This is a genomic window from Sporosarcina sp. JAI121, from assembly GCF_013408665.1.
Classification (GTDB): domain Bacteria; phylum Bacillota; class Bacilli; order Bacillales_A; family Planococcaceae; genus Sporosarcina.
In genome coordinates this window covers 1,558,973-1,578,126 of the sequence record NZ_JACCCL010000001.1, presented here as the reverse complement: position 1 = coordinate 1,578,126, position 19,154 = coordinate 1,558,973, and the positions used below count along the sequence as shown (strand labels likewise).

Annotated in this window: 16 protein-coding genes; 11 read left to right on the top strand and 5 right to left on the bottom strand. The window is 41.7% G+C overall.

The window, feature by feature from the left end; genetic code table 11:
* Positions 1-82: 82 nt before the first annotated feature.
* The 3 genes from HDC33_RS07435 to HDC33_RS07425 are packed head-to-tail and all read left to right on the top strand — an operon-like array spanning position 83 to position 3,611.
* Positions 83-1,519: a spore germination protein gene (locus HDC33_RS07435; RefSeq protein ID WP_179391834.1), complete on the top strand. Its 1,437-nt coding sequence runs from the start codon at positions 83-85 to the stop codon at positions 1,517-1,519.
* Positions 1,516-2,535 carry a GerAB/ArcD/ProY family transporter gene (locus tag HDC33_RS07430; protein WP_179391833.1) on the top strand — a complete coding sequence of 340 codons (1,020 nt, stop codon included), beginning with the start codon at positions 1,516-1,518 and terminating at the stop codon, positions 2,533-2,535. Before HDC33_RS07435 ends, HDC33_RS07430 begins: the two co-directional genes overlap by 4 nt.
* A complete protein-coding gene (locus HDC33_RS07425; protein ID WP_179391832.1) occupies positions 2,532-3,611 on the top strand; it encodes a Ger(x)C family spore germination protein in 1,080 nt (359 codons plus the stop codon). The genes HDC33_RS07430 and HDC33_RS07425 overlap by 4 nt, the downstream gene beginning before the upstream one ends.
* 45 nt (positions 3,612-3,656) lie before the next feature.
* Here HDC33_RS07425 and HDC33_RS07420 read toward each other — a convergent pair whose 3' ends face one another.
* Positions 3,657-5,003 (bottom strand): MATE family efflux transporter, encoded by a 1,347-nt coding sequence (locus HDC33_RS07420; RefSeq protein WP_370457420.1) that lies wholly within the window; start codon positions 5,001-5,003, stop codon positions 3,657-3,659.
* Between the two features lie 118 nt (positions 5,004-5,121).
* Here HDC33_RS07420 and HDC33_RS07415 point away from each other — a divergent pair, with 118 nt between their 5' ends.
* The 6 genes from HDC33_RS07415 to HDC33_RS07390 all read left to right on the top strand — a co-directional run bounded on the left by HDC33_RS07415 (position 5,122) and on the right by HDC33_RS07390 (position 13,634).
* Positions 5,122-6,198 (top strand): undecaprenyldiphospho-muramoylpentapeptide beta-N-acetylglucosaminyltransferase, encoded by a 1,077-nt coding sequence (locus HDC33_RS07415; protein WP_370457419.1) that lies wholly within the window; start codon positions 5,122-5,124, stop codon positions 6,196-6,198.
* Between the two features lie 200 nt (positions 6,199-6,398).
* On the top strand, positions 6,399-9,209 hold the full coding sequence (locus HDC33_RS07410; protein ID WP_179391830.1) for a 2-oxoglutarate dehydrogenase E1 component: 2,811 nt from the start codon (positions 6,399-6,401) through the stop codon (positions 9,207-9,209).
* Between the two features lie 77 nt (positions 9,210-9,286).
* The gene (gene odhB, locus HDC33_RS07405) at positions 9,287-10,519 is read left to right on the top strand and encodes a 2-oxoglutarate dehydrogenase complex dihydrolipoyllysine-residue succinyltransferase (protein WP_179391829.1); all 1,233 of its coding nucleotides are present in this window, start codon (positions 9,287-9,289) and stop codon (positions 10,517-10,519) included.
* Positions 10,520-10,605: 86 nt separating this feature from the next.
* Positions 10,606-10,803 carry a DUF6501 family protein gene (locus tag HDC33_RS07400; protein ID WP_179391828.1) on the top strand — a complete coding sequence of 66 codons (198 nt, stop codon included), beginning with the start codon at positions 10,606-10,608 and terminating at the stop codon, positions 10,801-10,803.
* Between the two features lie 55 nt (positions 10,804-10,858).
* On the top strand, positions 10,859-11,722 hold the full coding sequence (locus HDC33_RS07395; protein ID WP_179391827.1) for an ATP-binding protein: 864 nt from the start codon (positions 10,859-10,861) through the stop codon (positions 11,720-11,722).
* A gap of 10 nt (positions 11,723-11,732) precedes the next feature.
* Positions 11,733-13,634 carry a hypothetical protein gene (locus HDC33_RS07390; RefSeq protein WP_179391826.1) on the top strand — a complete coding sequence of 634 codons (1,902 nt, stop codon included), beginning with the start codon at positions 11,733-11,735 and terminating at the stop codon, positions 13,632-13,634.
* A 199-nt stretch (positions 13,635-13,833) separates the two neighbouring features.
* Here the strand turns inward: HDC33_RS07390 and HDC33_RS07385 are convergent, their stop codons facing one another.
* Positions 13,834-15,018: a toxic anion resistance protein gene (locus tag HDC33_RS07385; protein WP_179391825.1), complete on the bottom strand. Its 1,185-nt coding sequence runs from the start codon at positions 15,016-15,018 to the stop codon at positions 13,834-13,836.
* The gene (locus tag HDC33_RS07380) at positions 15,005-15,667 is read right to left on the bottom strand and encodes a 5-bromo-4-chloroindolyl phosphate hydrolysis family protein (protein WP_179391824.1); all 663 of its coding nucleotides are present in this window, start codon (positions 15,665-15,667) and stop codon (positions 15,005-15,007) included. The genes HDC33_RS07385 and HDC33_RS07380 overlap by 14 nt, the downstream gene beginning before the upstream one ends.
* A 204-nt stretch (positions 15,668-15,871) precedes the next feature.
* Here HDC33_RS07380 and HDC33_RS07375 point away from each other — a divergent pair, with 204 nt between their 5' ends.
* Together HDC33_RS07375 and HDC33_RS07370 are read left to right on the top strand one after the other, a co-directional pair.
* Positions 15,872-16,177 (top strand): DUF1033 family protein, encoded by a 306-nt coding sequence (locus HDC33_RS07375; RefSeq protein ID WP_179391823.1) that lies wholly within the window; start codon positions 15,872-15,874, stop codon positions 16,175-16,177.
* A 200-nt stretch (positions 16,178-16,377) separates the two neighbouring features.
* Positions 16,378-16,578 carry a cold-shock protein gene (locus HDC33_RS07370; protein ID WP_179391822.1) on the top strand — a complete coding sequence of 67 codons (201 nt, stop codon included), beginning with the start codon at positions 16,378-16,380 and terminating at the stop codon, positions 16,576-16,578.
* 123 nt (positions 16,579-16,701) lie between these two features.
* On the opposite strand, the gene HDC33_RS07365 is transcribed toward HDC33_RS07370, so the two are convergent.
* Positions 16,702-17,364, bottom strand: a complete 663-nt coding sequence (locus HDC33_RS07365; RefSeq protein ID WP_179391821.1) for a hypothetical protein — start codon at positions 17,362-17,364, stop codon at positions 16,702-16,704.
* A 110-nt stretch (positions 17,365-17,474) separates the two neighbouring features.
* Positions 17,475-19,091 (bottom strand): ABC-F family ATP-binding cassette domain-containing protein, encoded by a 1,617-nt coding sequence (locus tag HDC33_RS07360; protein ID WP_179391820.1) that lies wholly within the window; start codon positions 19,089-19,091, stop codon positions 17,475-17,477.
* Positions 19,092-19,154 lie beyond the last annotated feature (63 nt).

Here is a 19,154-nt window from a genome sequence, read left to right as displayed (position 1 = left end):
ATGGGTTTACTTCTATCTTACGCTATCCGAAAAAGTTTAAAACATTTTTGCATTGCGCATACTCTTCAAAGAGGTGAATGTGATGGATGAAGTGAAGTCGAATGCCAGTTTGATTTTATACATTAAAAAATTATTCCATGATTCGACGGATCTTAGCGTACGGGAAGTCACTTGGAAAGATGGGGTCGGCATCGTCTGCTTTTTTAATACGATGACGGAAAGTGGGGAAGTCAACAAACAAATCGATATTATTCGGAAACGCGCGATGGATGGGCTTACCGATTGGGGAGGGACCGCCGCATCTAGCGTAGAAGCATTTTCGGTGCAGAAATTAGTCGATAGTGTCTCGAACGGTTTTGTAGCGGTTTATTTCCCTGCATCGAATCTAATAATGACAATTACGATACCATCTTATGAAGTACGATCTACGTCTGAACCAACCAATGAATTTGTTATTCGTGGTTCACATGAAGGGTTCGTCGAAAGCACAGACAAAAATATTTCTCTTCTTCGTAAACATCTTGCGATTCCCGATTTAGTCATAAAAGACTTACGACTTGGGAAAGAGACGAATACGAAAGTCACATATGTATATATCGAGTCGATTGCTGATAAAGAAGTTGTGGAAGACGTTAAAAATCGTCTAGAAAATATAGATACACCTAAAATATACAGCATTGGACAAATAGAGGATTATTTGGAGGATTCGGTTTGGTCTCCTTTCCCCCAGTTCCTTAACACAGAAAGGCCTGATCGTGTTGTCGCGAATTTGCTGGAAGGCAGAATAGCCATTTTCACCGACCAATCACCTGCAGTGCTTGTTGCACCGGTTACATTCTTTACGTTTTTCGAATCGCCGGACGATTTTAATGGACGTGTATATGTCGGATCATTCTTTCGTGTTCTCAGGTTGTTTTGTTTCATGTTAGCTATTTTCTTGCCTGCGTTTTATATAGCGGTAGTAGGTTTCCATTCGGAGATATTGCCGTTTGAACTAAGTAAAAAAGTTAAAATTGCTGTACAAGATATTCCGTACAGGCCAATTGTCGAAGCCCTTATTGTGGAAATTTTCATAGAAATCATCCGGGAGGCGACAATCCGGCTACCTGCACCGGTTGGACCTACAATCGGTATTGTAGGAGGGCTTGTTATTGGAGATGCAATCGTTACCGCTGGACTTGTATCGAACTTGATGGTGATCGTCGTGGCGATGACCGCAATTGCAAGTTATGTTGTGCCGAATCTTGAAATGAACACGACAATACGAATTATCAGATATCCTCTAATGCTTGCTGCAACTCTTTTCGGTTTTTTCGGCATCGCAATTGCGACACTTATCCTATTTATCCATATGCTGAATCAATCTTCACTAAAACAACCCTATTTGTCACCGGTCATTCCCTTTGACCCTACACGATTTAAAAATATATTCTTCAGGATTCCATTTTATAAAAATCATAAGCAGCAACAGACATTTACTCACGGAGGGAACAAGCGGAAGGGCGGTGGAAAAACTTGAATTTCAGGTTATCGAGAATACAGTTCTTCCTGCTTCTTTTCATTATGCAGTCAGGATCTTCATTCTTTTCTTTTCCATCACCATTCATTACTGCTACCGGTAGGGATGCATGGTTAATATTTCTCGTTGCTGGAGTCCTTCACTACTTGCTGTTACTTTTTTATGAACGGTATTACCAGAGGTTTACAATCGGCCCTTTCGTCGGGTGGTTGTATAAAGGATACTGGCTTTTTATTGCAGTAACCTATCTTGCATACATCGACTATACACTTGCAGTCTGGGGATTCCCGAAAACGCCTCAATTTATCGTCCTAGCGGCTCTTGTTAGTGTCTCGCTCTACGCAAATTTGAGCAGAGCGGAAACAATTATCAATTTATCTGTCATACTTATCCCGCTCATCTTCATTTTCGTTATCTTCCTACAGTTTGCTTGGGATGATCTTACATGGACGAACATTTTTCCGATAGGAGAATCGACTGAAAAAGAATGGCTCATAGGTCTTCTAAAGGCACAGGTTGCTTTCATAGGGATTGAATTATATTTGTTTTTCAGAAAACATGTCGATGTAAAAGAAGAAATAAAAGGTTTTCCGTTATTCGTCTACCAAATGTTATGGTTTTCATTCTTCTTTTTTTCAGTCTTGATTACACTGTTATATTTTACTCTCGCGGGTATACAAGCAATTCCGGAGCCACTACTTTACATTTTGAAATCCCAGGAATTGACATTCGTAGAGCGTATCGACTTGTTTTTTCTGTACATTTGGATGATATGGAGCATTGTTACTGTTACAATCCTTTCTTTTTCCGCCTTGTATGTCCATCGACTTCATGCGAACGAGCATCAGAAAAGGGATACAATAATTTGGCACGTTTTGCTTGTTTTCTTGCCTTTATTCTTTTTATCAAAAAAGTATATTGAAATACTGAATGATGTAGTCATTTATGTGCATCTCCTATTTTCCGTACTCATCCCATTCATCGTCATCATTGGCAGTAGGAGGAAGAAGAAATGAAGAAAATAGTCCCCATATTCATCGCATGTTCCTTCCTATTGGTGGGGTGTTGGGATGAACAATTATACAAGGAAGTTTCAATCGTCCCGCTGGTTGGTATTGAACGGGAATCCGAAAAATTTACTGGACACTACTCTTTCTCCGTAATATCCAATGAATCCATCAGTTTTTCAACTGTTGAAGGAAATGGTTTATCCGTTAGAGATACCCGACTTAATGCAAATAGTAAGGCGAGTGAAACTCTTGACTTATCTCAATTACAAGTAATGCTTCTTACCGAAGAGACTGCGAAGTTAAATATCAATCAGACTTTTGATGCTATTTTCAGAACGCCGCGTACCAGGCTGAGTTCTAGAGTTGCAATCGTAGAAGGGGATATTACTCCATATATTGAAAAAACAGAAAATATGGATATAGAATTACCTGATTTCTATAAGGACATTTTAAAAACTGACATAGAGTTCTCTGTCCTTCCAGACATTGATATCCAGAACGTTGCTGGAATAATAAATGACGATGCAATTGACCTGGCATTGCCTTTCATTAAAATGGATGAAAAGACGGGTATCCCTAAAATTTCGGGTTTAGCATTATTCAGTGATAAAGCTTATACTGGTCGCACATTGGATAAGGAGGAATCTATAATCGTCCAGGTTCTTCAAAAGAAACCTGGTAAGTATTCGATGTTCACATATATATGGAAAAAAGAAGGCGAACCGTATCCGCTGACAGTCGAACTTGCCAGGTACAAAAAAAAATGGGACATTCAGGATGGCAAAATAAATGCAACTTATAAAATGAAATTCAATATTGAGGAATTTCCGTATGATCATTTGGATAATGAAAAAAACAGGAAAGAAATTGAGGGATTCCTGTCGAAGGAACTAACAAAGGATTTCAACAAAGTGACCAAGAAATTGCAAGAAGCTAAAAGTGATGCCGTTGGTTTTGGCAGATCGGTTCGCGCATTTCATCCCCGCTTATGGAACAAAGGGAACTGGCATGACACGTTTTCAGAGCTTGAAATAAATGTAAAGGTTGAGGCGGAGATTTCACGGACAGGCATACTGAATTGAAATATAATAAAACCCGCGAGCATATATGCATCGCGGGTTTCATTGTTAACTGAAACGCTTTTTTTGAATATGGTGCAGGCGTATGGTAAGTGTAATCGCACCAACAGTTAACCCAGCAATGAGTCCAACCCAGTAGCCATACGGACCAAGATTAGTGAACGTCGCCATCACATATCCGATTGGCAAACCGAGCACCCAATAAGAAACGATTGCCATGATGAACGTCATATTCACGTCTTTATAACCTCGTAATGCACCCTGGACAGGAGCTTGTATCGCGTCCGATAATTGGAACAGCGCTGCATAGATGAAGAACTGTGTTGCCAGTCCAATAATCTGTCCATCTGTCGTATAAAGGGAAGCGATTGGTGCCCTGTACACGAGGAGAATAGCAATCGAGACAAAACTGAATACGATGGCGAGCCCGACACTAAGAAAACTGTATTGTTTGGCATCGCGCATCTGTCCGGCACCGACGGCTTGACCGACGAGTATTGTCGCACCCATTGAAATGCTAAGCGGCAGCATATACAAGAGTGATGTGAAGTTAAGTGCAATCTGGTGTGCCGAAATAACCGCGGTCGAATAGTTACTCATCATCAGTGTGACGGCGGAAAAGATACTCGTCTCCACAAATATTGAAATACCAATGGGGACACCGATGAATAAAATGCCTTTCCATCTTTTGAAAGAAATCTTCTCCCATCCTTTGAAAAGCATGAACTCGTTAAACGGCTTACGCTTCCATGCGACAGAACAAGCAATGAGGAAAACGAGCCAATATGTTATGCCGGATGCATAGCCAGCCCCAGCACCGCCGAGTTCAGGAAATCCCCAATTCCCATATATGAGCAAATAATTTATGAAGATATTGATAGGAGCGGATAATAGAATAATGAACATCGAAACCCGTGTCGCTCCAAGTGCATCAAAAAAAGACCGAAGCACTGTATACGCGAACAATGGGAGAAGACCGAGGCTCATCCCTTTCAAATAAGCCGCTGCAACAATACGTACTTCAGTTTCTAGCGACATTGATTCCAGGATGGGTGCTACTGCATAACGAATGATGGTAAAAACGATTGCGGCTAGCACAACCGACACGTAAAGACCCTGCTGGACGGAAGGTCTGACTTCCTCCCGGTGGCGCGCCCCTACATACTGGGCTATGATTGGTGTAAGCCCCATTAGAATTCCTGCAAGCCCTGTATAGACCGGAACCCAGAAAGAAGACCCGATTGTGACACCGGCAAGATGGTATGTGTCATAGCGTCCAGTCATTAGAATATCGAAAAATGTCATCATGTAGAGTGCGACTTGTGTAACGAGAATTGGCATGACAATTTTCGCTAATTTGAACGGTTTTTTCTTGAGCGGAACTACTGTTTCCAAATAAATCACCCTTTATTCTTCAATTAAACACCATTGTACCATGCTTCGTTTGCTATAATGGCTTTGGGGTATTAGTGAAGTTATAAGATATTTGTCAGTTTAGAGGAGGTGAATGGCTGTGAAAAGACCGGTCATATTATTAACAGGGGGCGGCACGGCAGGACACGTGTCCGTGAATGAGGCCCTTATCCCTGTATTTAGTGAAAAAGGATATGAAATTCATTACATAGGTTCTCACGATGGCATCGAAAAAGAGTTAATTGGTGATGGCCACCCCGAGGTGGTGTATCATGCCATTCAAAGCGGTAAACTGCGTCGTTATTTTTCCATGAAAAATTTCACAGATCCGTTCCGCGTCGGAGCAGGTCTTATTCAGGCACTGGCGATCATTCGGAAGATTAAACCTGAAATCATATTCTCAAAGGGCGGATTCGTTTCAGTCCCTGTCGTACTAGCAGCAAAAATGACGAAAGTGCCTGTCGTTATCCACGAATCTGATGTGACACCGGGGCTTGCGAACAAAATGGCATTGCCCTTTTCCAATCATATCTTTACAGTGTTCGAACAGACGCTAAATTATGTGCCGGGTGGGAAAGCGACATGTTCGGGAGCAATCATCAGACCGGAATTGTTCAATGGTGTACGGAAGGAAGGTCTGCGTATTGCGGGTTTGTCAGGAGAAAAACCCGTTCTGATCATTATGGGGGGCAGTCAAGGTTCTGCCGTACTTAACGAAGCCGTTCGGAAAGACTTATCTCGAATTTTGTCGAAGTTTGATATAATCCATCTGTGCGGGAAAGGGAACCTTGATGAAACTCTTGAACATACTTCTGGCTATACACAATTCGAATACGTGACGGACGGTCTGCCAGACTTATTAGCGGCGTCCGATTTTGCCGTTTCTAGAGCAGGGTCGAATGCAATCTTTGAATTGCTGGCGCTATATAAACCAATGCTGCTAATTCCGCTATCCGCCGCAAAAAGCAGGGGGGATCAGATTTTGAATGCCTCTTATTTTGAATCTCTCGGGCTTGCGCAGGTGTTGAAAGAAGAGGACGTAGGGCTTCGTCCGTTATCGGAAGAATTCATCTCTTTCATAGAAGAGAAAGATAACTTGATGGGGAATATGAAAAAAGTTGCGACTCCTAAAATACCGGAAGAAATGGTTGAAATGATCTTGTCGCACAGGAAATAGTTTGAATGGAAATTCAATCATTCTTCATTAAACATCTTGACTAGTTGCAAGGAATGTAAATCCGGTGTATTGTAGTTCACGGTAATAAAGTTAATGAGATAACGCTAAACCCTTTCAGTTAAAGTGTTTGCGTGGTAAAATTAACAAGGATTAAAATATAAACACAATATGCCTATTGGCAAATGTGGAGGTCATTTTACATGTCGAACAATGTTGACGCCCATCGTTCCCCGTATGCTGCTTTTTCGGGTCCGAACCTTGGGTATGTAATGGAAATGTATGAACTTTTCAAAACGTCACCTGATTCTGTAGATGCTGAGCTAGCTGAGTTGTTCAGCCGTTTTGGTGCGCCTGAAATGAATGTGAATGAACAGGACAGGGCGGTCGGAGCTGTAACTCCTGGCGACTTTGGTAAAGTATTATCCGCTTATCAGTTGCAGACTGCCATCCGTACATACGGACATCTTGCAGCAGATATCTATCCGCTCAGTGATCGTCCAAAAGACTCAACACGTCTAGAGCTTTCCACTTATGGACTTTCAGAAAGTGATTTGAAGGCAATGCCAGCTTCACTTTTCTTTAAAAAAGTTCCAGCTAGTGTAGAAAACGGACTTGAAGCAGTGAACTACTTGAAGTCCTTGTATACAGGTAAAATCGCGTATGAGTTTGATCACGTCATTGATGAAGAAGAACGAAACTGGATACAATCGAAAATCGAGGACGGAAATGTTTCCACTACACTATCCGCGGATGAGAAAAAAGCGCTTCTTGAACGACTTACGAAAATTGAAGGATTCGAGAAATTCATACACCGTACGTTCGTGGGGGCAAAACGATTTTCAATTGAAGGTCTTGATACACTAGTCGTCTTCCTTGATGAACTCGTACGTCTATCCGAAGAACAAAAAATGAAAAAAGTATTGATTGGGATGGCTCACCGCGGCCGCTTAAATGTACTAACACATATTCTAAATAAACCATATGAAATGATGTTTGCGCAATTCGCGGGTGTTCCCGAAGATCCGTTCCTTCCTGACGACGGTTCACTTGAAACGACACGCGGCTGGTTCGGCGATGTAAAATACCACATGGGTGCTCTATATAAAGGCGAATCGGGCATGCAGCGTTTCCTTGCTTATAACCCGTCCCACTTGGAAGTCGTCAACCCGGTCGTTACAGGGCAAACACGGGCTGCACAAGAAAACACGGATAATCCCGGTATTCCTGTCCAAGATCCAGACGCCGCTTACGCAGTGCTTATCCATGGAGATGCGGCATTCCCTGGACAAGGAATTGTTCCTGAATCCTTCAACTACAGCCGAGTACGCGGATTCAAAACAGGCGGTTCCATCCACGTCATCGCAAACAATATGATTGGTTTCACGACAGAATATTATGATTCCAGATCTACACACTATTCTTCCGATCCTGCAAAAGGATATGAAGTTCCTGTACTGCACGTAAACGCAGATAGCCCTGAATCGGTGATTGCAGCAGCATCATTTGCATTCGAGTACCGCCAGAAGTTCAGCAAGGATATTTTGATTGACCTCCTAGGCTATCGTCGATATGGTCACAACGAAATGGACGAGCCTCTCGTTACGAATCCGGTTATGTACCATTCAATCCATGAACATCCTACAGTCCGTGAACTCTACGGTTCCGAACTAGCGTCTGCAAACATCTTGACAGAGGAAGATGTGACAAAACTCGATTCATCTGTTTTTGCAACGATGCAGGCAGCATACGACAGAGTAAAAGACGAGACTACACAAAAAACACTGATTTCAAACGCAACACCCGAAGAAGTACTTGCTGGGTATCCAAGAGACCTTGAAACTGGCACGGATGAAGCTAATCTCCGCCGCATGAACGAAGAGTTACTTTCGTATCCTGAAAACTTCAATGTATTCGGGAAACTGGGCAAAATTCTGAAGCGCCGTGAAGAACCTTTCAATGGGAAAGGGAAAATTGATTGGGCACATGCCGAAACGCTTGCATTCGGTGCCATCCTTCAAGACGGCAATCCAATTCGCATGACTGGCCAGGACGTCCAGCGCGGTACATTCGCGCACCGTCATGTCGTTCTTCATGATGAGAAAACTGGGGACGAGCTCGTTCCTCTTCACCATATTAGCGGATCAAAAGCTTCATTTGTTGCTTATAACAGCCCTTTGACGGAGGCAGCTATTGTCGGGTATGAATTTGGCTATAACTTGGAAGACCAAAACGTGTTATCTATATGGGAAGCGCAATATGGTGACTTTTCAAATATGGCACAAGTAATGTTCGATCAGTTCGTTTCGGCAAGTTACTCGAAATGGGGCCAGCAGTCTGGACTCGTCTTGCTGCTGCCACATGCATATGAAGGACAAGGACCTGAACACTCAAGCGCAAGGCTTGAACGTTACTTGCAACTTTGTGCAGAAAATAACTGGACGGTCGCAAACCTTTCCAGTGCGGCAAACTATTTCCACATTCTCCGCAGACAAGCAAAAATGCTTGGTGAAAAATCAATGCGTCCGCTAGTAATCGTATCGCCGAAATCACTTCTACGTCACCCGCTCGTAGGTGCTGATGTCAACGATCTGACAGAGGGACATTTCCAAACGGTACTTGAACAACCGGGAACAGGCAAGATGACCGACAAAGTCGAGAAAATTTTGTTCGCAAGCGGAAAAGTGGCAATTGATCTCGCTGAACGAGTGAAAGATGGTAAAGGCTTCGATCATTTGCATATCGTCCGTGTAGAACAGCTCTATCCGTTCCCAGCTGACAAAATCAGTGATATCATTTCACGTTATCCGAATGCAAAAGACCTGGTCTGGGTACAAGAAGAACCGAAGAATATGGGATCATGGCACTTTGCAAATAATTATATCCGTGAAATTGCTGATGGTAAAAAAGTATCCTATGTGGGACGCATTCATCGTTCAAGCCCATCCGAAGGCGACGGGGAATCCCACAAGATTGAGCAAAACCGTATCCTCGATGAAGCATTGAAAAAGTAATATTATTTAATTTAATCAACATATGAAATATTGATTGTTTACACCGTTTTAACGGTAGACTAGAGGAGGAAATTATTGTGGCAGAAATCATAGTACCAGAACTTGCAGAATCGATTACAGAAGGAACGGTTGCACAATGGTTGAAACAACCCGGAGATAGCGTTGAAAAAGGTGAATTCATCGTTGAACTTGAAACTGATAAAGTTAACGTCGAAATCATTTCGGAAGAAGCAGGTGTCGTACAAGAGCATCTTGCAGGAGAAGGCGATACAGTACAAGTAGGCCAAGTCATTGCTATTGTTGGTTCGGGATCAGGCGCACCAACGGCGGCACCATCTGCACCGGCGACAGAAACTGTTCAAAAAGTGGAAGCAGCACCGGTTGCTCCTGCAACAACTGAAGATGCAAACGGATCAGATCGTACTATTGCAAGCCCTGCAGCACGTAAATTGGCTCGTGAAAAAGGCATTGACCTTGCAGCAATATCGCCAGTTGATCCGATGGGTCGCGTTCGTGTTCAAGACGTAGAAGCTCACGGAACGGCTCCGAAAGCACAGCCTGTAGCAGCAGCACCTGCTTCTGCTCCGAAAGCACCTGTTGCAGAGGATGATGGACGTGTAACTCGCGAAAAAATGACACGCCGTCGTCAAACAATCGCAAAACGTTTACTTGAAGTAAAACAATCTACTGCTATGCTTACAACGTTCAACGAAATCGACATGACAAATGTTATGGCACTTCGTTCACGTAAGAAAGACCAATTCTTCGAGCAAAACGATGTTCGTCTAGGATTTATGTCATTCTTCACAAAAGCTGTCGTTGCTGCACTTAAGAAATATCCATACGTCAACGCAGAAATCGATGGCGATGAAATTATTCTTAAGAACTTCTACGATATCGGTGTCGCTATCTCAACAGATGGTGGATTAGTTGTTCCTAACGTGTTAGATGCTGACCGTAAAAACTTCGCGGAAATCGAAGGCTCTATTGTCGAGCTTGCAAAAAAAGCACGCGACAACAAACTTACGATTGCGGATATGACAGGCGGCTCATTCACAATAACAAACGGTGGAGTCTTCGGTTCACTAATGTCAACACCAATCATGAATGGGACACAAGTCGGAATCCTAGGCATGCATACAATCCAGAAACGACCGATTGCGGTTGGAGATAATGTCGAAATCCGTCCTATGATGTATGTAGCTCTTTCTTATGACCACCGCGTAATCGATGGTAAAGACTCAGTTGGCTTCTTGAAAATGGTAAAAGAATTGATTGAAAATCCGGAAGATCTGCTTCTAGGATCTTAATTCATAAAAATAGGTAGTTAATCGGCCCGTTTTTGTTAGCGGGTCGATTTTTCCTTATTCATCCCACTGGAAAGGCGTGATTGGCTATGACATTCAAGGAATGGATTACCGCACCTGCAATTCGAACTGTCGTCTGTAAACATGCAGACGCTGAAAAGTATGTAGTGAACAATGTTCTGACACCGGGTAAAAAGTATGAAGTGAAAAACGAAACAGATGAGTTCATTTTCATTCTCGATAATTCCGGGAAAGTCGGAGGCTATTACAAGACGTATTTTGAATGAACGTAAGCCCGCACCCCACTCGTTGGTGTGCGGGCTTTTAATAGGAGGAAAGCTTATGAATCCGATAGTAGAAAAAGAACAAGAGCTTCGTTCAACTAAAACACATGATTCCGAAGCGGTACGGTTAATACAAGAAGGCGGATATGTTTCTCCTGATCCGTATTTATGGGAGGATGTTCTCATTAGTGCTGTTTTGAAAAAGCCAGTATTATTGAAAGGCCCTTCGGGTTCAGGTAAAACGAAGTTGGCGCAAACGATATCACATTACTTCAATCAGCCGATGCAAAGCATAAATTGTTCGGTCGATTTAGATGCCGAAGCACTCCTTGGCTTCAAAACGATTATTAGCAAAGACGGGGAGACAGTTATTGAATTTGTCGAAGGTCCAGTAGTCCAAGCGATGAAAAAAGGACATATTTTATATATCGATGAAATCAATATGGCGCGACCCGAAACGTTGCCGATACTTCATAGTGTATTGGATCACCGACGTATGCTGACGAATCCTTTCACAGGTGAAGTTATTTTTGGCCATGAAGATTTCACGGTTATTTCGGCTATCAACGAAGGGTACGTGGGAACATCCCCGATGAATGAAGCCTTGAAAAACAGGTTCGTCTCTTTCACAGTACCGTACCTGACGGGGGAACAATTGGAATCAGTCATGATAGATACAAATCCGAACGCTTCAAAACAGCTTGTTGAGGTATTTCTGCATATCAGTAACGATTTGAAGAAACAAGTAATGAATGGATTATTATCTGACGAAGCCGCATCCGTGAGAAGTTTACTCGATGCAATGGGTCTGGCAGAACATATACCAGTGAAACGTGCAATCCAATACGCAATAGCTGAGAAATTGGATGATACAATCGAGCGCAGACTTGTCATGGAACTGGTTGATACTTGGGTGAAATGAGGCGATTAATATGGTTAAGGTGAATCGATTCATTCAATTCAATGATGAAACGGTCGATGCCAAGACACTTTTGCTATATGAACGATTAAGCCGGGCATTGGCGGATGCACCTTATCTTGAATTGACGGAACGTAAACTCCTCGAGTTCCGACCAAAAGAGGGAATTATTTCAATGAGTGTTTTTTGGCGTCATAGGGCAGAAGAGGTGATTCATGCTGGACGGTTATCGGATATTTATTTATTGACGGCAGGTTATTGGAAGCGCTTTAGTGTCAATTCATGGATTCAATATACTCGAAAAAACAGTATGCATCCACTTCGAAAGTTCGCTTCAGAATTAGTATTGATGCTGGAAGAATTCCGATTAATTGATGCTATTACAAAAGAAAGACCTGGAACGGCCTCTGCCTTTGAAATTAGAAGAGAAGCCTATGTCCACTTCCATCATGATGCTCTATCCACTAATATGCAGAAAAGTCTCCTCGCAGATGCTATGATGAACCAACTATTCATTACCTTACACGAAGGCATGTTTGCAAAAACCTCTATTGACTGGGACCCCCTTGATTACGGTCTTATTTCATCGATCCTGCAAAATGCCTACGATTCAAGAAGTACGGATGACAGCACATACATCGCAGACAGGATTATCGAAATCATTGAAAGGTCGTTCGAAAAGGATCTTGTTCATCAGTATTATTCAGCAGGAGATTCAATTACGGAGGAAAATACGATCTTTCATTACCATGATGGGATTTCTGATGCAGAAAAAGGTGAGGAAGGACCAAAAGAAACAATTGAAGAAGTATTTCGGTCTTGGCATCGTGAAAGCGAAAGTGAACAAGGTGTCCACCTGGAATTCGAACTTGAACATGGACGTTCAGGGAAAAGTGATGCTAGCGATGCAACCCCGGGCAATGAAGACGTTGTAATCGAAGAATCAGGTTCCGGTGATTCGGTAGGGAATGACAAGGACCGTTGGATGGATGACACGGGTGACAAAACAGACAAGCATAATCGAAAGTTGAAAGCGGGAACGATGTTCGGAAAAGAGCATTTAAATGTTATATTTGAAGAACAACGGATAGAAGTTATGGATGAACATGAAAACCGTAAAAAACTGATGGTTTGGAGAGAAGAACAAAAACCATATGTCCGTTCCTTTGTTGAAGAAATGAAAAAACGCATTGATTTGAAACAGGATTCAAAGAGGGAGCGTCTTGCAAAAGGTCGACTATCCACTAAATTGACGACGATGGTCATAGATGAACGGCCCAAACCATTTTATCGGAAAAATGTACCTTCCGTGAATCTGGATGCGGTGTTCGGATTGCTCGTAGACGGTTCTGCCTCAATGCTTGACAAATTGGACGAAACGAAACAAGCAGTGCTGTTATTCCATGATGTACTCCGAAAACTTAGTGTCAGCCATGAAATTGCATCTTATTATGAAGATGCAAACCATGCAACACAAGAAGTGCAACCCAATATTTTTGGTCTGATGCATACGTTTACGGATAGGAATAAGGATAACGGTCTTTCAATATTATCGTTTGACGCTAACGAAGACAACCGTGATGGGTTCGCAATTAGATGGATGGCCGACCAACTTAGTGCCAGACAGGAGAAACATAAATTTCTGTTGGTGTTTTCGGACGGAGAGCCTTCAGCATTCGGCTACGATCGGAACGGTATCCTCGATACGGCGGAAGCGGTGATGGAAACCGAAAAGAAAGGGATTTCCATTATTCATTTATTCCTATCTACCGAAGAGCCTACGGATGATCAAAAAGCACTTTTTTCAATGATGTTTGGGAATAAAACCGCTTCTTCCAATTCGGTGGATAGTTTCACTGATCAGACCTTACGGATATTGAGGAAATTACTTGCTATAGTTATTCGGAATATCTAGTAATTGCTTCCAGTGAAAAAGCGCGCCTTACAAGAACTGTAATCGGGATTCCCAATAATACGTGCTCGGCTAACACAAGAAAGGCGCCTTTGTTGCTTTTTCCTGGTTTTATTGATGATAGCTACTTCTATGTTCAAACAATTTTACAAACCGTAATCAATACTTTAACTTATGGTCCTTAAAAAACACAAAACCGCCCTTAGTTGGGACGGTTTTGTGTTTTTTCGTGAACGGCAAGTAGACGGTGTTTTAATTCTTCTTCCATGCGTCCGATTTCTACTTCGGCGGCTTTCCGTTTTGCTCGGCCATCTGCTTGAATCAGAAGCGTTTCTTCAATTGTTTGAATCAAGTTTTCTTGCGTCTTTTTCAGCGTATCAATTTCAATGATTCCGCGTTCATTTTCTTTCGCCGTTTCAATGGAGTTGATTTTTAGCATTTCCGAGTTTTTCAATAACAGGTCATTTGTTGTTTTTGTTACTAATTTCTGAGACTCGACCGCTTTCATTTGTCGGTTTAACGTCAGCGCAATTGCAATCTGGTTTTTCCAGAGGGGTATGGAAGTCATAATTGAAGACTGTATTTTTTCGGCAAGTGTCTGGTTTGTCTGTTGGATCATTCGGATTTGCGGTGCACTTTGAATAGTGATTTGGCGCGATAATTGTAAATCATACAATCGTTTTTCAAGCCTATCAAGAAACTGCGCCATATCATTCACTTCTTGAAAGGCCATTTGATCATTCGATAATTCGGCTTCTTTTCTCATTCTCGGGATGATTTCATTGGCTAGTTCTTCCTGCTTTAATTCAGCTGCGGCTATAAAGATATTGAGCGCTTGGAAATACGTTTTATTTTGCTCGTATAAATTATCGAGCATTTGGACGTCATCCAAAAGACCACGTTTCGAATGCTCGAGTTGGATGCCGATCCGATCGATTTGGGTACTAAGTTTCTGGTATTTTGTCATCATTTCCTGTACGGATCGCGTAGCTTTATTAAATAATCTGCTAAGACCTGATTTTTTCTTATCTGATAAATCGTCAGGATCGATTTCGGAGAGTTTATTCATCAGATCCTTCAATACATCACCTACAGGTCCGATATCTTTACTCTGGACATGATCGAGCATTTGGCCGGAGAACTTTGAGAGCTCGCCTTGTGCACTAGCTCCGTAAGTGATAATTGCCTCATAGTTGCCAACGGGAATCTGTTCTGCAAGCATCTTCGCTTTTTCCCTTTCCTCGCTCGAGAGACGATCAATCAGTTTGAGGCTTGTGCCGGCCTCTTTCTTATTCGTCTGCATTTCCTCGGGAAGCAGCGGCTCTTGAAAATCGAAAGGACTATCAAGTAAATCATCAATGGTTTTTTTAGGATTATTTTCGGTCATTGTTTGTATCTCCTTCCATTTCAAGCAACGGTTTTTTAGCATTCATCGAAATATCAACAAAATCAATTTCCATTTGAAGCTGTTCGATATCAGATGATAGTACGTCCTTTAAGTCTTGTTCAAGTTGTTTGTTTACATCATTTAGCGTTTCACGTGTATTTTGCAGGGCAATGCGAAGCTCTTTGTCTTTTAATGGCTGATTGACAAGCAAAGCATATTTCGAAGTCAGTTCAACCGCGGAATCGAGATGAGCATAGAAAAATTTTTCTGCATAGTAAAATTTTTTTGGATTTGTGCGAACAATGCCAAGGATTCTTCTGGAAAGATTATTCATTTCATGCAGTTGCTTGAATGCTTGGACGGATCTAACCTGTCCATAGAGACTGTTAAGTTGTCGCACTTTCGATTTTGCACCGGAGAGTTGTTCTTTTATATGATTATATTCAGAACGGGACATCCCGAGTTTTTTTAAGTTGGACGAAAGTTGAATCTGTTTCAGTGTGAAGGTTCCACCTAGGTAGATGGCTACCAACAGGCCAGTAGCCGCGAAAATATTCATGCCAATCCCCAGAACGAAGAATAGCCAAGACCCAAAGCTGATCGGTGCGGTGATGAAGTGTCTTGTGAAAAATTGTTGTATTTCTTTCATGATATGTTCAGACCTCCTTTGACCTTATACTTTTATACGTTTCAAAACGAATAAAGTTTCATGTCAGTAGTTCAATTATAACCGATAAATGCAATGTACACCTACCATTTGAATTTAAACTTGAAAGCAATTAACTTGGACTTCAGAGGGGAGTTTGTTAAAATGGAGGACATTCACCTGGGAGTAACATAGGGAGGTAATTATATGTTTGAAGTTATATATATGAAAGCAGATTACGAACCGTGGTGGATGTTTGATGAATGGGAAGACACAATCCGTTCACGCCACTCATTTGACGACGTAAATTCAGCTGTGTTACATTTTGAAAAATTGATTGCTGAATTACGCAAAAAACATAAACATGAAGCCGTGAAAAAGGACTGTTTTTACGCATTCTGGTCTGAGGATGAAATAAACTTCTGTGATGGTTGCGATGAGGATCTACAACTGTATCATGGCATTATCTTAATGAAAGATGGCAAGCCCAGGAACTTTATTACGAGGGAATAATTGGAGTATTTTGTATTTTGTGTTGAAAAAGTTAATTTCTATGCTATACTATCAGTAACAACTGAAATTGGTTAGACGGAAGACACGTATTCACATATTACAAAAAGTGATCGGCGTTGTCGGTACTTTTTCTAATATGTGAATTTTTATTTCAAAATAATTTTCATGTATTAATATTTTTTTAGCCGGAGGTAATCATTATGAAACAAGGTACTGTAAAATGGTTCAACGCTGAAAAAGGCTTCGGATTTATCGAAGTTGAAGGCGAGGATGACGTGTTTGTCCATTTCTCGGCAATCGAGGGAGAAGGATTCAAATCATTGGACGAAGGACAGCAAGTTGAGTTTGAAGTTGTCGAAGGCAACCGTGGACTCCAAGCTGCTAGCGTCGTTAAAATCTAACACGGCATTCACAAAAGAGGCGCCCTTACTGCGGACGCCTCTTTTTTTCTGTCTGTTATTTTATTCACTCACTTCTGATATAAGTCAATAAGAGAGATAGCGTGAACCTCATATGAACTCATCCTATTCATCGATTGTTTGAATCGTTGAAGTGACGGGGAAGTCACCGTCTTCTAAATGCATAATGGCCTCGCGTTTAATTTCTCCTATACCTTCTGCAAAATATTTACGGTTAGTGAATTCATCCGTCTTCATTTCAATTACGAATACGTGGTCGAACTTCTTATACGGGGTGTCGAGGGTTGTGTCCGTTTCAATAACTGTCCATGTATCGAAAACCGCCCCTTTTTCAATTGGCTTTTTAAGATAGATTCCAGTTGCCTTCATTTCATCCAACTCTTCTTGGGTAGGGAAATCATCTACTAACTCGACTGTCTTTTTTTCTAAAATACTTACTTTGTCAGGTTCGATTTTATAAATGTATCTAACGAGGGAACCACCATTATTTTCATGAATTACAACGTAATCCTCAAATGGCCTTGCCACTTCAATGTCCAGTTCGGCGAATTCATTCCCATCACCCTGATAATGCGCATTTGAACCATCCGGAAGGAAAAAATCGGTCAATGAAATTTCTCCCTCTTTTTCACTTTCTTTGACTACCTCTTCACCGACTGTGCCATTGGTTGATCCCGAATTATCAAGAGTAGTCGGCTGTTTTTTCGAACATCCTGAAAACAGAAGAACAGCTATTAACAAAAAGACGAAAAGATTCATTTTTCTCATGAAAAACACTCCTTTCTATTTGTTATTCCCATTTATACAGAGTTCATACGAAACAGTTACACATTCCAAATGAAAAAAGCCGTTTTCCACTGTGGGAAAACGGCTTCGATTTATTTTTTTTGTTTTCCTTTACTTTCTTGTTCTTTCCATTCAAGGTATTCTTGGTAGTTCATCAGTTTATCGAAGATTGTACCGTCATCGTAAATTTCAATGATACGGTTCGCAACTGTTTGAATGAACTGCTGGTCATGAGATGTGAAAATCATTGCCCCTTTAAACGCTATCAGCCCATTGTTAAGTGCTTGAATTGATTCAAGGTCCAAATGGTTCATCGGTTCGTCAAGAAGAAGAACGTTTGAACTTGTCAGCATCATTTTCGATAACATGCAGCGCACTTTTTCACCACCGGATAAAACGGAAGGTTTCTTGTTCACTTCTTCACCGGAGAATAACATGCGTCCAAGGAATCCACGCAAGAATGTTTCGGTTTGATCATCCGGTGAGTATTGGCGCAACCAATCAACTAGTGATTGTTCCGAGCCCTGGAAGTACTCACTGTTATCAATGGGAAGGTATGCGCGTGAAGTCGTAATTCCCCATTTAATAGCACCGGAATCAGGCTCGGACTCTCCTGCAAGCATTTGAAGGAGCGCTGTTTTTGCAAGCGGATTTCCAAGAAGAATTACTTTGTCTTCTTTGCTGATTGTGAAAGAAGCATCCTTCAACATAACTTTACCGTCCTGTGTCTTGTTGACGTCTTGTACACTAAGTACGTCATTCCCGATTTCACGGCCTATTTGGAAATTGATAAAGGGATAACGGCGAGAAGATGGTTTAATATCATCCAACTCAATTTTTTCAAGTGTTTTCTTACGCGAAGTCGCTTGTTTCGATTTCGAAGCATTGGCACTAAAGCGGGCTACGAATGCCTGCAATTCTTTAATTTTCTCTTCTTTTTTCTTATTTTGATCCTGGGACATTTTCAGTGCCAATTGGCTTGATTCGTACCAGAAATCATAGTTACCCGGATAGATCTGGATTTTCGAGAAGTCTAGATCTGCAATCTGTGTACAAACTTTGTTCAAGAAGTGACGGTCATGAGATACGATAATTAGTGTGTTCTCGAAATTGATTAGAAATTCTTCAAGCCATTGAATTGCTTTCAAGTCAAGTGAGTTTGTCGGCTCATCCAAAAGTAGAACATCAGGTTTGCCGAACAAAGCTTGTGCAAGAAGCACTTTCACCTTATCGGAACCGGTAAGTTCAGACATCTTCATCTGGTGGTATTCATCTGGTACGCCAAGTCCTTGTAGAAGTATAGCTGCTTCCGATTCTGCTTCCCAACCGTTCAAGTCGCCAAATTCGCCCTCCAGTTCAGCTGCGCGCATGCCGTCCTCGTCGGAAAAGTCCTCTTTTGCATAGATGGCGTTTTTCTCCATCATAATATCATACAGACGTTTGTGGCCCATAATGACTGTATCGAGCACGATGCTGTCCTCGTATTCGAAATGGTTCTGTTTCAAAATAGCAAGGCGCTCGCCTTTGTTCATGATGACATTTCCTGATTGCGGTTCAAGTTCACCGGACAAGATTTTAAGGAATGTTGATTTACCCGCACCATTCGCACCGATTAGACCATAGCAATGACCTGGATTGAACTGTATATTCACATCTTCAAACAGCTTGCGGTCGCCGAATTGAAGACTTACATTACTGACTGCTATCATTCAAAATCCTCCTAAATTCACAATGCTCCTATTATAGCACGAAATCGTTTCAGAGTGGTATGC

What these genes read in the sequence shown, in the direction of transcription:
- HDC33_RS07410 (WP_179391830.1), top strand. Translation starts at nt 6,399, where the DNA reads ATGTCGAACAATGTTGACGCCCATCGTTCCCCGTATGCTGCTTTTTCG.
- HDC33_RS07365 (WP_179391821.1), bottom strand. Translation starts at nt 17,364, where the DNA reads ATGAGAAAAATGAATCTTTTCGTCTTTTTGTTAATAGCTGTTCTTCTG.
- HDC33_RS07425 (WP_179391832.1), top strand. Translation starts at nt 2,532, where the DNA reads ATGAAGAAAATAGTCCCCATATTCATCGCATGTTCCTTCCTATTGGTG.
- HDC33_RS07380 (WP_179391824.1), bottom strand. Translation starts at nt 15,667, where the DNA reads ATGAAAGAAATACAACAATTTTTCACAAGACACTTCATCACCGCACCG.
- HDC33_RS07370 (WP_179391822.1), top strand. Translation starts at nt 16,378, where the DNA reads ATGAAACAAGGTACTGTAAAATGGTTCAACGCTGAAAAAGGCTTCGGA.
- HDC33_RS07395 (WP_179391827.1), top strand. Translation starts at nt 10,859, where the DNA reads ATGAATCCGATAGTAGAAAAAGAACAAGAGCTTCGTTCAACTAAAACA.
- HDC33_RS07385 (WP_179391825.1), bottom strand. Translation starts at nt 15,018, where the DNA reads ATGACCGAAAATAATCCTAAAAAAACCATTGATGATTTACTTGATAGT.
- HDC33_RS07390 (WP_179391826.1), top strand. Translation starts at nt 11,733, where the DNA reads ATGGTTAAGGTGAATCGATTCATTCAATTCAATGATGAAACGGTCGAT.
- HDC33_RS07400 (WP_179391828.1), top strand. Translation starts at nt 10,606, where the DNA reads ATGACATTCAAGGAATGGATTACCGCACCTGCAATTCGAACTGTCGTC.
- HDC33_RS07435 (WP_179391834.1), top strand. Translation starts at nt 83, where the DNA reads ATGGATGAAGTGAAGTCGAATGCCAGTTTGATTTTATACATTAAAAAA.
- HDC33_RS07375 (WP_179391823.1), top strand. Translation starts at nt 15,872, where the DNA reads ATGTTTGAAGTTATATATATGAAAGCAGATTACGAACCGTGGTGGATG.
- HDC33_RS07360 (WP_179391820.1), bottom strand. Translation starts at nt 19,091, where the DNA reads ATGATAGCAGTCAGTAATGTAAGTCTTCAATTCGGCGACCGCAAGCTG.